The following is a 15,268-nucleotide window of genomic DNA, read 5'->3' on the forward strand; positions in this document are numbered from 1 at the left end:
TTTAAAAAAGGCGACAATAAAATTTTGTAATTTCAAACTTTATCTTACTTTTGCAATCCCTTCACAAAAGGGCGCGCCTTCCGAAGCGCTGAAATAAAAAAGAAAATGGTGCGGTAGCTCAGTCGGTAGAGCAAAGGACTGAAAATCCTTGTGTCGCCGGTTCGATCCCGGCCCACACCACCAGAAAAGAGACTACTGCATAGTAGTCTCTTTTTTTATGCATATCATTAACAGGAAGACGAGTCGCCCTATGCTTGAAGCATGGTTAAAGCATGGTTAAAGCATAGATAGAGTATGAAGAGTGCATAAAAGGCGATGAACATACGCTGGCCCCGTTAAGAATTTTAGTGATATTTTTGTTCCTGCTTAATGTACAGACCATATGCAACCGGAAAACAGGAATCAAAAAATAAGCCGACTGGCAGCCAAAACAGCAATCAAGGTTTTTATTATCGTACTGGTATTTGGAGTACTGCCATTCATCTCCGGCAACCAGGCATGGGAAACCAAAATGGAACAATCCCACCTCGTAATCCCTAATAAATGGAGCTTCGTCTTTCCAGGACTATTATTTGTAGGATTTCTTATTTTAATGATCACCTGCCTTAAACAAAAATTCAAATGGCCGGAATATAACTGGCTCTTTGTATTGAATACCCTTATCCTCGTAATTTACCTGGTACTGCTCTATATGCGCTTGTTTAAACCACTGATGGCCTGAATATAAAGGTTTACCCCGGAATAGTACCTCCATCCTTACCCGATATCTTTCTAACGGATATTTAAATTTGTATCCGTAATATCGCACCTGTAAACGATTTTATGCCGGAAGCAGCCATTACTGAATTATTTGCATCCTCTCCAGCGGTACAGATCATCCGTATGCGCAATGCCCACTGGGTACTGCCGTTTTTATACAGTGCCTTCAAAGCGGAGAACAATATCTTTTATATTGCTGAACCGGAACTAATTTCCCGGCTGGCGGAAGAATTACGTCAGCATGCTGAGGGTACGGAAGACCTGGAAGAAGCCCGGATCGAGTCAGGAGAAGACGAAGAAAGCCGGGCCAGAAAATACCTCCTCAACTGGGTCCAGAAACGGTTATTACAGGACTTTCCTGATAATGACGCTATTACCCAATACAAACTAAGTGCACATACCGAAAAAGTATTGCAATGGCTCCAAAGCCTGGAAAAACGACAGTTTGTGGGTACAGAAAGCCGCTTCAGGTTCTTGTTTCAAACCCTCCGGGAAATGACGGAATATGCACAGGATGACCGTAAAAGCCGGCTGGAAGAACTAAAAAACAAAAGAGCCGAAATTGATAAAGAAATCAAAAAACTGGAACTGGGTGGCCAGGTAACAGTATACACCAATGCACAGGTGCAGGAACGCCTGGAATGGTTTACCCGTTTGTGCTACGAGCTGCTGAGCGATTTCCGCGAAGTAGAAGACAATTTCAAACAGATACACCGCGACATAGTAGAACAACATACCAAAGCGGAAGTGAATAAAGGGGCCATCGTAGGCTACGCATTTGAAGCATATAATTCCCTCCGCAACAGCGACCAGGGTAAAAGTTTCTACGCATTCTGGGATTTTCTCGTATCCAGGGCTGGACAGGAAGACTGGCGGCAACTAACGGAAAATCTCCTGCAGCTGCTGGAAGATCGTAATATCCCGGTGGAAAAAGGATTCCTGCAAAATACTAAGTCGCTCCTGCTCCAGCATGGCAGAAACGTATACGATGCAAATGATAAAATGGCGGAAAAATTAAGCCGCATCATCACCGAAAAGGAAATTGCCCGCCACCGCCGTATGCGCCAGCAAATAGGCAGCATTAAGGAAATGGTGTTTCAGCTGATGGAAGAAGAAAACGTACCCTGTGGAATAGCAGTACACGAGCCCTCTCCTATCCGTATGAGCATGGAGCGGAAACTCAACCTTCATCCCAAAAAAGTGGTAACCAACCTGAAGCAGCCGGCCAACGCACAGGAACAGATTGCCGATATGGAACGCTTCGGACGGATGATGAATACCGCCCATATTGATAAAAAGAAATTGTGGCAGCAGGTGGAAGATGTTTTGCAACAAAAACAAACCGCTACCCTGCGCGAAGTAATAGAAGTAGTAGGCTTAAACAACGGATTAGCAGAAGTAGTCGCCTATTTCAGCTTCCTGAAGGAAAAAGGAGGACGGGTACAGGCAATCGAAAAAATTACCGAACTTATTCCCCTGAACGAAACACAAACCCGCTTTGTTGAAGTCCCTTATTTACTGTTCAGCAAACAGGCTTAAATATTATTTATTAATCTCTTTTTCAAAATAACCCATCGTGAATATACTGCCTTATACACCTGTATTCATTAAACTGCTGAAAGGCCCGGTGGAATACCTGGAAAAATCATCCTGGGAACAATTACTGCAATACCAGGGAGAACTTACCGTTTTTCTCCAGCAGCTGGGCCTTATCCTCGTATTGGATAAAGAAGACGGTTTTGCCTATCTCGAAACAGCAAAGACAGAAGAAGAGGAAAGTGTAGCCGGATGGATACGCCGCTCCGCACTGGGATATGATGAAAGCGTACTACTGGTACTACTCCGGGATATGATGGCCGAATTTGAAGTGGGAGAAGTAACCAGCAGGGAACTGATAAAGAAAAGACGCGAAATCAAAGAATATGCAGAACTTTTCTTTCGCGAAAATGCCAGTCGCGTGAAATTCATAAAAGAACTGGACCGTCTCATAGATAAAGTGGAAGAACTTGGTTTTATTGATAAGGTAGAACACCATGAAATGCTGGATGAACAGAAATTCCGCATTAAAAAACTCCTTAAAGCCAAAGTAGATAACGAAGTATTGGAAGATTTTAAACAGCAACTTACCGAACATGCAGCTCAGCGTATTCAGCACGGATAGTGATAAATCAGGCTTTCGTTTACAATACATGGAAGTGTACAACTGGGGGACCTTTGACGATCATGTATGGCAGATAAAACCGGAAGGCGAAACATCTTTACTTACAGGTGCCAATGGTAGTGGAAAAACGACCTACGTGGATGCCCTCCTTACCCTGATGGTGCCGGAAAGAAAATACCGGTTCTATAACCAGTCATCCGGTAGCGAAAAGAAAGGCGACCGCACCGAAGAAAGCTATGTACTGGGTGGCTATGGTAACATCCAGACCGAAAACAGTAATGCTACCAAAAGCCTCTATCTCAGAGAAAACCGGGAAGAAACCTATAGCATCCTGCTGGCTTGTTTTGCAAATGAAGCCGGACAGGAAATTACCCTCTTCCAGGTACGCTATTTCAGCGGCAGTGACATGAAAAGAGTATATGCGGTGGCGCATAAATCCCTGCATATTGAAAACGACTTTACTCCTTTTGACCTGAGTGGTAACTGGAGACGCCGTATCGATCAGCAATACAACAAAGGCAGCCGCCGGCAGGTAGAATGGTTTGACGGGGCCTCCCGCTATGCACAGCGTATGGTAGAAGTGCTGGGTATGCAAAGTATGCAGGCGCTCAGCCTTTTCAACCAAACAGTAGGTATCAAGGTGTTGGGCAATCTGGATGAATTTATCCGGATGCATATGCTCGAACCCCGCAATATGGAGGAACAATTCCAGGAACTGAAAAAACACCTGGCTACCCTCCTGGATGCACAACGCAATATCGAAAAAGCCGAAGCCCAGATTGCATTGCTCCAACCACTGGAGCAGCATTATATCACTTACCAGCAACATGGTACTGAACTGAAAGTGGCACAGCAGGAACTGGAAGTGGCTGCTATCTGGAACAGCTATACCAAATACCAGATGCTGGGAGAAGCGCTGACCAATGGTACCAAAGCGCTGGAAGAATTACGGGCCCGCCTGCAACAGGTGCGCGAAAAACTCAGCCAGTTACAGGAGGAAGAAAGGCAAACAAAAAACCAGATAGAACAAAATAAGGCCGGGCAACGTTTACAACAACTGACGAAAGACCTGGAAGATGCACAGCAGCAGCTCCACACAGCTGAAGCTGCACTCACACAGTTTACCGAATGGTGCACCACTATACACCTGGAAGAAACACTGGCTACGGATGAAAGCGCCTACAACCGCATCAAAAAAGAAGCTGATAAGGCCAATAAAAGACTGGCCATGGAAACCCGCAATAACGAGGAAGACTGGTATGATGCGAAATCCCTGCTGAACAAAACCAAAGACGAGACGGCATTGGTAGAACTGGAACTGAATATGCTCCTGCAAAGCAGAAACAATATTCCCGGGCCCCTGGTACACCTCAGAAAAGAGCTCTGTAATGTACTGAAACTGGATACTTCCGAACTTCCTTTTGCGGGTGAACTGATGCAAGTGAAAACAGAAGAACTGGATTGGCAGCCTTCCATGGAAAAACTGTTGCACGGTTTCGCATTACGCCTGCTGGTGCCGGAAAAACACTATAAAAAAGTAACCCGGTATGTAAACACCACCAACCTGAGAGCACGGCTGGTATACTACCACGTAGGTGAAATTGCCATGCACCAATATGCCGAAGAGGATACCGTATGGCATAAACTGGAGTTTCATCCTGAACATAAACTGAGCAACTGGGTAAGCCATCAGGTAATCCGCATGTTTGATCATAGTTGCGTGGAAAGCGAACGGGAACTGGCACGCTATGACAATGCTATCACCATTCATGGGCTGATCAAAAATAAAGACCGTCACGAAAAAGATGATCGCCCGGATCGTAACGATCCCAGCCGTTATGTATTAGGCTGGAATAATGAGAAAAAGAAGGACGCGCTGACCGCAAAACGGTTGCGCCTGATAACAGATGCAGAAAATGGACAAGAGGCGCTGGAAAGGGCGGAAAATAAGAAAAAACGTTTAGGCAAACAGCTGGTGGCTGTTCAGCATATCCTGGATCATAATGGCTTCAAAACACTGAATACCCTGGCCATTCAACGGGAGATCCATAAAATTGAGGAACAGATCAATGCGCTCAAACAAAGCAGCAACCAGTTAAAAGCACTCACCGAACAGCTCACCGGTATACAGGAACAAATAGCGATACAGGAAACGGAAAGGGATTCCCTTTTAAGTAAAACCGGGATCAGTGAAAACAACCTCATGTACGTGGAGCAGCAACAACAACAATTACAGCCACTGGTACAGCAGGTCACAGAAAATGATACCCTCCTGTTACTCGAATTCCAGCGCCGCCATGATGCAGAACTCCTGAATATCGCACTCAATAATATCGATGGGATCTATCAGCAGATCAAATCCACCATTGCTCAACAGGTAAAACAACTGGAAGAGTCCCTCAATAAAGAAGGACGCGAACTGGACCGCGGTATTAACCGTGTTAAAAACCCTCCACTCGAAACCCTACAACGGTTTACCGACTGGGCCGGAGATGTACACGCCCTTCCTGCCGACCGGGAATTTGTACAGGAGTATATTGAATGGCTGGAAAAACTGCAAACAGAAAATCTTCCCAAATACAGAAAAGATTTTGAACGCTACCTCCATGAAACCATGGTATACAAAATGGGCGAGCTGAATGAAGAACTGGAAAGTTGGGAACGTAAAATAAAACACAGCGTCGTTACCTTAAACCAATCTCTGGGTGGAATTAATTTTAACCGGCTCCCGGATACTTTTATCCAACTGGGTATACGCGCGGTGGCTGATACTACCATCAAAGAATTCCGGGCCAACCTGCTAAAAGCACTGCCACAGGCGGCAGACTGGCAGCAAAACAGTTTTGAAGATAAAGCCCTCCATTTCCTCCAACAGGTACAGCCGCTGATCAACAGCCTGGACGAAAGCGAAAGCTATCGCAGCAGGGTACTGGACGTTCGTAACTGGTTCGAATTCTGGGCAGATGAAAAATACCGTACTACCCAGGAATTAAAGAAAACATACCGGCAAATGGGACAGCTCTCCGGTGGAGAAAAAGCACAACTCACCTACACCATCCTTTGCTCTGCTATCGCCTACCAGTTTGGTATTACCCGCGAAGGACAAAACTCCAAAAGCCTGCGCTTTATTGCAGTGGATGAAAGCTTCAGTAACCAGGATGAAGAAAAAGCCACCTACCTCATGGAGCTTTGCCGCCAACTGCACCTGCAATTGCTGGTGGTAACACCAAGTGATAAAATCCAGATCGTACAAGGCTTTATTGCACACGTACACCTGGTACAAAGAGTAAATAACCGGCATAGCGTGCTGTATAATATGACCGTTAAAGAGTTTCAGGAAAAAAAGGAGGAACAGCTGGTACCATTACAGTAAATAATAAATCTGTTCACAGGCATGGTTGAACAATTATTCATGGAGCAGTTACAAAGAAGGTATACCTCCTATTTAAAGGGGGTAATATCAGGTGAACCCTTTGTGCCTATTGTGTACGCCAGGAAAATTATATTGCCTGATACTACTGCAGCAGCCATGGATATCTTTATGCCCGCCTGTTTAAAACATGAAAAAAAGGAAAGGCAGCCTGGATGGACAATAGATTGGAAAATAAAGCCTCATAAGCCTAAGATATTCCCCCGCCAGAAATGGCCGGTTAAGTTTACTGTTACTACTGAAGCTGACTATCTCTATTTGCTAAAAAAAGAAAAGGAAGTTACCAGCTTTAAACAACAATTGCAGGAACTGCTGAACTGGAAAAACGATATCGCTACCTGGCTAGCCGCAAAACCCGAACGGGTACTAGGTTTAAAACCAGTATGGAAAGAGATTCGCCCGGTAATAGACTATATACTTGCTGAAAAGGACCTGAGCAGCTATTATCTCACTACCCTAAATGTGCCGGTGCATACCAAGTTTATTAAAACTTACAGTTCTCCTATATTATCCTTACTAAAACACCTGGATCCACTTCGGTTTCCTAAAGAAATAAATGATATTGAAGAAGCACTCGGCGTAAAAAAAGCACCTTATCTGCGCCCTGTACGCTGGCTGGACAGCTCTTTGGCAGACCAGTATACAGAGAAAATAAAGATCCTGGGCCTTACCAGGGAAACCTTAAGTACGATAGACTGGGAGGTATCAGAATTATGGCTGGTAGAGAATAAAGACAATCTGCATTTATTACCGGATAGGAAAAATGCATTAGCCATTTTCGGGGAAGGCAGAGGGGTGCTGGAACCAGACTTTATTCCTACCGCATACCGGCATAAAAGATTGTTCTATTGGGGAGATCTGGATACGGAAGGTTTCTATATCCTACACCTGCTAAAAAAACAATATCCTCATACACAAAGTGTACTCATGGATGAAGCAACGGTTGTATTCCATCAGCATAAAATCAATATCGTAAAAAGCCATAACAGACCTGTACTGGATGAATTAAACACCACTGAAACTGTTGCTTATCAGTTGCTCACAGCGCAAAGCCCGCTGCCCGCACTGGCTGGCAGAATTGAACAACAGCAGCTGGAACAGCAATATGTTCAGACTTACCTGCAGCAAATCCCCTTAGCCGGAATTTAAACCCACCCTCCATTTATTGACATACATCAATGTTTATACTTTTTGAGTGCTGCACCTTTGCATCATCAAAAAAAATAAACATGAAAAAGAACAACTACAAGTACATCTACACCCTCTTCATTGTAATTCCGATGACATTAATCATGGCCTTTGTAGGGCTGATGCGTAACTACGGATTGGGCCATAACTGGTTCATCAAATTTCTCAATGCATGGTCAGTAATGCTCCCCGTAGCTTACCTGGCTGCTTTCCTGATTATCCCCAGAGCTAAACAGCTGGCCGATAAAATCAAATGGAGAGAATAATTTGTAACTTTAATTGCACATCCGGTATGCACGAACAATTAGCAAAATATATTCTAAGTAAAGTGGCGGTCAACGATCGCCAGCTGGAAACCATCCTTTCCTACTTTAAAGTACTTACCTCTCAAAAAAATGAAATCCTCTTAACCGAAGGGGATATCTCCAAACGGATGTTCTTTGTAGGAAAAGGATGTCTTAGAGTTTATTTTATCCAGGAAGATGGATTGGAAGCTACCCGGCACCTGGCCTTTGAAAATGCTTGGGCCACTGCATTAATGAGCTTTATTAAGCAAACTCCTTCTAAGGAATATATACAAGCGGTGGAGCCAACAACATTGTTATACATCTCACACAATGACTTCTATTACCTGTTGGAGGCAATTCCGGGATGGGAAAAGTTTTACAGAAGTTACCTGGAATATGCCTACATCAATAACACCGATCGTTTGATGACCTTTATTACAATGAATGCAGCAGAACGGTATAAATTACTGCTGCAGGAAAATCCTATCATAGTACAGCGCCTGCCCAATAAGATGGTAGCGTCTTATCTCAACATTTCACAGGAAACCCTAAGCCGGCTTAAATCTAAGATCTGATACCAATTTAAAAAACGGTCTCTTCTATCAATGGGGGATCTGTATTAAAATCACTATATCTTACCCAGGAGGGCCTGATAATATAATAAGCTATATCCGGCCATTGCTCCCGGATAGTACCATCTGGAAACTTTGTGAAATAAACAGCCTTTGCTTGCTCCAGTTCCTCACCTGTTAATTGTTGCGCCCGCCCTTCATACTGAACAGTTATTTCATTATCCCATCCAATTACCAGCGCCACATTGGGGTTAAACTGAAGGTTGCGGTGCTTGCGGCTGGTAGTAGTAGTGTCAAAAATGATTTCCAATTGTTCATTCACCGCAACGCCTATTACCGCCGATTCTGGTACCTGCTTCAATGACACCGTAGATATAACGGCTAAATCATGCTTATTAATAAAGTCAAACAAGGTGCTTGTATCCATCTTTATGCAGCATTTGGTCCCTTGTAAGTTAATATTTTTTCTATCGTATCAAAATAGCGGTACATTAAATCTATGAGCAATACATGGCACCCACTCTCAGAGGGTTAAACAAAAAGCGGGTGTATCAAAAATGATACACCCGCTAACAGCTTTATCCTTACTAAGTTATCTTAGTTGATTCTTTCAAAATGATAGCGGATAGGCATTGATTTCAGAATAGGAACTTCTCCGAATTCCTTAAAGGTTTTAAAAGTTTCCTGTAAAAAGTCAACGGGTTCATAATCCCGTACGGTTACTTCCAGGATATCTTTTCCATTTTCCCGGAACGCTCTGAATCCAATTTCAGTCTCACGCTCATTCTTAGTGGTTGCAGAAAATGCTACATTTGCCTTACTCATTTTCATCACTTGTAAAGTAACTCTTGGAGGAGGCAATCCACCATCTTCCTGTAAATATTCTTTTTCTTCCTTAATAAAGGTTAAAGCGCCATTACGGAAATAGTTCTTTACATCACCCGTCATCGTTACTTTTAACTCATCTTTGGTAATTTCCAGGATATCCTTATCCGTATTTTTTGAAGGCAACAAATTACCGTCATCCATCGTGTTAAGAGCTAACCACTCCTGGTTAGAGAAAGCAGCATACTTCCATTTACCAACTATTTGCTCCAACGGACTGATGATGGTAATGCTGGCAGCTTCATATTCACCAGGAACAAAACCTACTACTTCCCCCACTTTCAGTTTAATGACATCCTTTCCTGTTTCTTTTTTGATGGACTTTAAGCTTACTACTCCTTTGGATTTACCAACAGGGATGATCACTTCTTTAGTACCTTCAAATGCATAATGCGTTCCTTCTACAGCAGTAGAGGCGGCATCTACCAGGATAGGAATCTTCATTTCCTTTTCAGCTACAAAAGCACCTTTGGCTGTTTTAAGTACCAGGGTAACTTCTGTTGCAAGTCCCAGCTCGCTTTTCTCCTGTTCAAAAGAGTAAATGATTTCATCCTTATTTGCTACTGTAATGGTAGCAGACAGGTCTTTACCCGGTGCATAGCCTTCTGGCAGCTTACCTAAAGTGATCTGGATGGATTTGCTAGCTACGTAATTGTCTTTAGCAGTAATTACAATTTCTGCACTGTTAGTACCTTTTTTAATTACAAATGCTTCTGCAGACACCTCATATTCTGTACCTTTTACAGCATTTCCTGCCAGGGTAAACGGAACAGTCAGATCTTCTGAACCGGCATTAACGGTAGCCACTAACTTAACGGTTACAGAACCGGATGCGGGTAACGCAAATACACTCTTCTCCAGAGAAATAGATGCTGGTGTGGTGCTGTCCTTTTTACAAGCTGGCAATACAAATGCCGTCAGTAAAAAAGCTACTACCAGATTCCTGACATGCAGGAAAGTTGATTTTGATAACACTCCTTTCATTTTCGTACTGTTTATTAATTGTTATTTAATGCTTTCATTGTATTCATCTCTCCTTTCCTTTACCAACGCTCTCTCTTCGGTAGTGAGTGACCTGGCCTGTGGTAAAACGTATTCCTTTTCATAACCCTTGGTCTTAGGCACCAGTTCTTCTTCTTTCTGGCAGCCTGCTGCCAGAACTAAAAAGGAGGTGAGTAATATGCTGATTATTGGTTTCATGATCGTTTAGCTTAATAGTTTTAAAAAGTGTAACCGGGATTCTGTACCAGACCATCAATCAATTCTACGTCTGTACGTGGAATAGGGAAAGTGTACAGGTAAGGTTCGGTAATGTATTTCAACCCGTCCTTAGCTACCCAAAAAGTAGGGCTGCCATTTCTTTTTAATTCAAACCAGCGGTCTCCTTCTCCGTAAAACTCTTTCCTCCGCTCATTCAATATGGCCTGCATCAGAGGGGTTAAAGGTTTACCCATAGCATCCTCTTGTACAAGGGCACTGTTATCTACAGCAGGTAAAGTAGTAGCGGTGAGTGGAGTATATCCCGTAATTCTTTTGGCTCTTAACAGGTTCAGATAATCCAGTGCTTTACCGGAATTGCCCTGATGTGCATAGGATTCTGCCAGCATCAAACACATTTCATCTGTACGGATGTTAGCCATCAGGTTCTTGGTATGCTGACGTTTTTTGTCCATCATCAGGTTAAACCTTACATCTCTTTCTTTTTCCACAAACAAGTCAATGAATCCTTTGCTCACAGGACGGGCTTTAATGATGGACATAGCAGAGTTGTAGGAAATATCCGTAGTGCCGGAGAACAAAAAGGACCGCATCAACACATTTCCTTTTTTAGCATTCCTCGCCTGCAGCATCTCTGTATAGGCTGTTCCTTCCTGCATAGGATATTTGCCTAATAACGCTTCAGCGATAGGGGTAGCTTTATCCCATTCTTTTGCCCAGAAATAAAAGCGGGCCAGATGTGCCTGTGTTACATCCTCTGTAAAACGATAGACCTCCTCTTTTACCTTAAAATCAACTGCCTTTTTAAAGTCACGCTCGATGAAGTTCATCGTTTGTTTAAGGGTACTGCGTAATGGACGGGCCTCCATATCAAAATCAGTTACAATAGGTAGGCCTAACTGCTCTCCTTTTTGTGCATTGTAAGGCTCGCAAAACTGACGCATCAATTGAAAATAACACACGGCACGTATGGCATAAGCGGTACCTAATACATTTTTATCCAGCTCCGTATTATCCGTTTTCAGGTTATTGATCACAATATTGCAGTCCCGGATACGCTGGTATAAGTCTTCGTAGTCCTTCTGTTTATTGTTGATATTTGCTCCCACGTAAATAGGCAGTGAGTTGCCGGCCGGATAGTTGGTAATACTGGCATCCAGATTATCTGCATAACACTCCAGGTTCAACAATGAGTTGGCGCTGCCAAGTATCAGATTATCTCCGCCATAATCAATGTTGTTTAACATGCTATGGAGTAAGGCCACAAACTCTTCCGCCGTTTTAGGAATCGTTTTACCATATGGCTTAATATCCAGGTATTTTTTGCAGGCAGATAACACCGTGGTTACCAATACCAATGCTATGATGAGATTTCTTTTCATATACTTAGGTTTTAAAATCCAACACTCAATCCAAAAGAAACAGAACGGCTGATAGGATATACTGCACCTGGTGTTTCAGGATCAATACCGGAGTAGTTAGTAAACGTAAACAGGTTGTTCACTGAGCACGAAAAACCAACAGATTCAAGTTTCATTCTCTTTACCAGCTGTGGATCCAGGGAATAGGACAATGCCACAGAATTAATCCTTAAGTAGGATACCTTTTCCAGCAATGCTACATCAGTAATAGAGCTGGTAGTAGGATTGGTCCTGTCCAGATACAAACGCTCTCCATATGCATCAATAATCCTGGGATAAGCATCTGTTCTCGGATTGTTGGCGGTCCAGCGGTTCACACGGTCCCGGTTTACATTCAGATGGTTGGTGTACAGGTCGTTATAGGTAGTAGGAATAGGTTCTCCCCCACTGTTTTCAAGAACACCGTAACCTGCAGGAGATAACAGTTTATTGACGATCTTACCGCCCAGTGAATAAGAACCTCCTATGCTTAATGACCATGTTTTATAGGTAACCCCGGTAGAAAATCCACCGGTAACAGGTGCATTATTGGTACCCAGGTAGAACAGGTAGTTATCCGCCTGACGTAAATCTTTCTCGTCTTTTATATCAGAGTCTGCACGTAACTGATAGCGGTATATCCCTGTTTCAGGATCAATGCCAATTAGTTTGCCGCTAAATACCGCATTCAAAGGATAGTTTACATAATTACTACCATAGATCATTCCGGTAGGCGACACATATTTGGTGAGTTTATTCTGGTTATAAGCCGCGTTTACAGATGTTCTCCAGGAAAAATCCCGCGTTTTAATATTCAGGGAAGAAAGGGTTACTTCCATTCCATTATTTGTTACTTCAGAAGTATTATACTTCTGCTCTGTAAACCCGGTGGTAGAAGGAACTCTTACGCCGGTTACCAGGTCTTTGCTGGTACGGGTATACACCTCTACCAATCCTTTTATGCGATCTTTAAACAATCCGAAATCAACGGCTGCTTTTAAGTCCCTGGTTTTCTCCCAGCGCAGATCCCGGTTGGGTGCATTCTGGATGCGGCCCATACGATAAAAGTCTTCGTATGTTTTACGGAATCCCTGCTCATAATTCATGACCAGCTGTGGATATACGCTTTTATTAATGTTGCCGGTATAACCGGTGGCCACTCTTACGATCAAACTGCTCAATACACGTTGCAACGGCATCATAAATGGCTCCTGATCTACATTCCAGGACAACCCTACCGACCATGCCGGATTAAATTGCTGGTCATTACCAAAGTTGTTGGAGCCATCAGTACGGGTGGTAAAACTCGCAATGTATTTACGGTTGTAGCTATAATCCACAGATCCGTAAAAGGAAGCAAAGGCATCTTCTACAATACTCTGCCCGGCCATACCGTCTACTGCATTGGCAAAAGCAATGAACTGATCATAATTCAGCTTGCCATCTCCATCCGGCTGCGGTGGTACAGGAATGGACGAATTGCCGGAAAGCGGGTCATAGCCATACCGTTTGGCAAAAACGCTCTTCGCATATTGTCCCCGTATTTCACTACCGGCTAATGCACTGATATGATGCAGGCTGTTAATATCCTTGTCATACATCAACTGCCCCCGCATGGTATAGCTAGAGTTATTGGCAGATGTTTGTGTAATGGATCCATAAGTACGGGTAGATGGGAACTGGTCAAAAAATAACCGGTCCTGGAAAGCAGCATATGAACTCTTTCCATTAATATTATCCGTTTGATTATGTGTGTAGGAATAAGATGCCAAACCGCTAAACCGGAAATTGTTGGAAATACGATAGGTTAAATCCATCGTGGCAGTACCGGAAAAATTCTTCGCCTGGCTGGATGTTTCATTCATTTCCCGCATGATATTGAATCCGCTCGGAGGCAAAGACACATCATACCCGCCATTGATCTTTTTCAGATTAAAATAGGTCTGATCCTTGGTATAAGAGCCATCTGTATTGTATGGCTTTTCATAAGGATTAGCAAAGTAAGCATACTTGAAAGGATCCGTATTCATAGACGGCCCGTTAGAGGTCTGAAAAGACAGGTCCGAAATAAACCCAATGGATAAACGCTCGTTTGCTTTGATGTTAAATTTTGAACTAACATTATACCGGTTAAAGTCCGTGTTCTTTACTAATCCGTTATTATTGGAGTAACCGAAAGACAAATAGTACGTATGGCTTTCTTTTCCACCGGAGAGTGACAGGTAGTGGTTTTGTGATAAGGAATTTTGAAACAGTTCTCCAAACCAGTCTGTAGATGTTTTACCCAACTCGTTTATATAGGCATCCTGTTCTGCTTTGCTCATATTAGCAAAGTCTTCTTTACCGGAACGGATCATCCCTACTACACCTACTGTTGGATAATATCCTCCGCTACCAAATCCTTTAGCAGAAAACTCATCCCACAACTCCTGTTCCCAGGCCAGCTTCTCTCTGGAATTCATGAGGTTACCATCCCGCTGAGGCCGCATTACTACGGAAAAGTTAGTAGAATAATTTACTTTCATTTTACCTGCTACCCCTCGCTTGGTAGTAACTACGATCACACCGCCTGCTGCCCGTGAGCCATAGATGGCAGCAGCAGAGGCATCCTTCAGTATCGTTACGCTTTCAATATCGTTGGGATTGATCCCAGAGATACCGTCTGTAAACAGGGTATTAAAATCACCTGTTTTTACCTGGCTGGAAGATATTTTAGGAATATCCTTTTGTAAGGGTACCCCATCTACCACCCACAATGGTTCTGCATTTCCGCTAATGGTATTGGTACCGCGGATACGCACTTTTGCAGATTCTCCTGGTCTGCCCGAAACAGCCATTACATTCACCCCTGCTACTTTTCCCTGTAACAGCTGGTCAATGTTTTTAAGCGGGCTCCCTTTAAGGTCATCTGCCTTCAATACGGCTACAGAACCGGTAGTTCTTTTCGTAGTGGTTTGGTTATAGCCGGTTACTACCACTTCGCCCAGTTGCGCCTCATCTGTTTTAAGAATCACATTTAAAATCTGTGCCCCTTCAATTTTCTTCTGCTGGGCTTTCATGCCTACATAGGAAAATTGCAGCACTGCTCCCGGTTGCACTTCCAGGGAAAACTTCCCATTATCATCTGTACCACTTACCCGGGTAGTACCCTGAATAAAAATAGTGACGCCGGGAATCTTATTACCCTTTTCATCCATTACAACGCCAGTCACTTTTACCGGCTGTGTTGCAGGCGATTGGCTACTCACCGGCTGCTGAAATGCAAAGGCCTGGTGACCTGCCCCGCACATTAACAGACCACAAAAAGCCAGTTTTGTAATCGTGGTTGATTTTAGATATAGGTTTATCATCCTTCCGTTTTTTTCCAT

Annotated in this window: 12 protein-coding genes and 1 tRNA gene; 8 read left to right on the forward strand and 5 right to left on the reverse strand. The window is 43.4% G+C overall.

Features of this window, described 5'->3' with window-relative positions; genetic code table 11:
• Positions 1 to 107: 107 nt before the first annotated feature.
• The 8 genes from ABR189_RS17480 to ABR189_RS17515 all read left to right on the forward strand — a co-directional run bounded on the left by ABR189_RS17480 (position 108) and on the right by ABR189_RS17515 (position 8,400).
• Positions 108 to 183, forward strand: a tRNA-Phe gene (locus ABR189_RS17480).
• 199 nt (positions 184 to 382) lie between these two features.
• On the forward strand, positions 383 to 721 hold the full coding sequence (locus ABR189_RS17485) for a hypothetical protein (protein ID WP_354661752.1): 339 nt from the start codon (positions 383 to 385) through the stop codon (positions 719 to 721).
• Between the two features lie 101 nt (positions 722 to 822).
• Complete coding sequence (locus ABR189_RS17490; protein ID WP_354661753.1) at positions 823 to 2,298, forward strand: DUF3375 domain-containing protein; 1,476 nt, start codon at positions 823 to 825, stop codon at positions 2,296 to 2,298.
• Positions 2,299 to 2,335: 37 nt separating this feature from the next.
• The gene (locus tag ABR189_RS17495) at positions 2,336 to 2,920 is read left to right on the forward strand and encodes a DUF4194 domain-containing protein (protein WP_354661754.1); all 585 of its coding nucleotides are present in this window, start codon (positions 2,336 to 2,338) and stop codon (positions 2,918 to 2,920) included.
• On the forward strand, positions 2,892 to 6,293 hold the full coding sequence (locus tag ABR189_RS17500) for an ATP-binding protein (protein ID WP_354661755.1): 3,402 nt from the start codon (positions 2,892 to 2,894) through the stop codon (positions 6,291 to 6,293). The genes ABR189_RS17495 and ABR189_RS17500 overlap by 29 nt, the downstream gene beginning before the upstream one ends.
• 21 nt (positions 6,294 to 6,314) lie before the next feature.
• Positions 6,315 to 7,499, forward strand: coding sequence for a Wadjet anti-phage system protein JetD domain-containing protein (locus ABR189_RS17505; protein ID WP_354661756.1), 1,185 nt, complete (start codon positions 6,315 to 6,317; stop codon positions 7,497 to 7,499).
• Positions 7,500 to 7,579: 80 nt separating this feature from the next.
• Positions 7,580 to 7,804, forward strand: a complete 225-nt coding sequence (locus ABR189_RS17510) for a DUF2798 domain-containing protein (RefSeq protein ID WP_354661757.1) — start codon at positions 7,580 to 7,582, stop codon at positions 7,802 to 7,804.
• Between the two features lie 26 nt (positions 7,805 to 7,830).
• The gene (locus ABR189_RS17515; protein ID WP_354661758.1) at positions 7,831 to 8,400 is read left to right on the forward strand and encodes a Crp/Fnr family transcriptional regulator; all 570 of its coding nucleotides are present in this window, start codon (positions 7,831 to 7,833) and stop codon (positions 8,398 to 8,400) included.
• A 7-nt stretch (positions 8,401 to 8,407) separates the two neighbouring features.
• Here ABR189_RS17515 and ABR189_RS17520 read toward each other — a convergent pair whose 3' ends face one another.
• From ABR189_RS17520 to ABR189_RS17540, 5 genes are all read right to left on the reverse strand, one after another.
• Entirely contained in the window at positions 8,408 to 8,824 is a 417-nt protein-coding gene (locus tag ABR189_RS17520; protein WP_354661759.1) for a pyridoxamine 5'-phosphate oxidase family protein, read from the reverse strand.
• Between the two features lie 170 nt (positions 8,825 to 8,994).
• Positions 8,995 to 10,266, reverse strand: coding sequence for a hypothetical protein (locus ABR189_RS17525; protein WP_354661760.1), 1,272 nt, complete (start codon positions 10,264 to 10,266; stop codon positions 8,995 to 8,997).
• Between the two features lie 21 nt (positions 10,267 to 10,287).
• Positions 10,288 to 10,482, reverse strand: a complete 195-nt coding sequence (locus tag ABR189_RS17530; RefSeq protein ID WP_354661761.1) for a hypothetical protein — start codon at positions 10,480 to 10,482, stop codon at positions 10,288 to 10,290.
• A 20-nt stretch (positions 10,483 to 10,502) separates the two neighbouring features.
• A complete protein-coding gene (locus ABR189_RS17535; protein ID WP_354661762.1) occupies positions 10,503 to 11,882 on the reverse strand; it encodes a RagB/SusD family nutrient uptake outer membrane protein in 1,380 nt (459 codons plus the stop codon).
• An 11-nt stretch (positions 11,883 to 11,893) separates the two neighbouring features.
• Positions 11,894 to 15,250 (reverse strand): SusC/RagA family TonB-linked outer membrane protein, encoded by a 3,357-nt coding sequence (locus tag ABR189_RS17540; RefSeq protein ID WP_354661763.1) that lies wholly within the window; start codon positions 15,248 to 15,250, stop codon positions 11,894 to 11,896.
• Positions 15,251 to 15,268 lie beyond the last annotated feature (18 nt).

Source organism: Chitinophaga sp. H8 (assembly GCF_040567655.1).
In the GTDB taxonomy this organism is placed as follows: Bacteria; Bacteroidota; Bacteroidia; order Chitinophagales; family Chitinophagaceae; genus Chitinophaga; species Chitinophaga defluvii.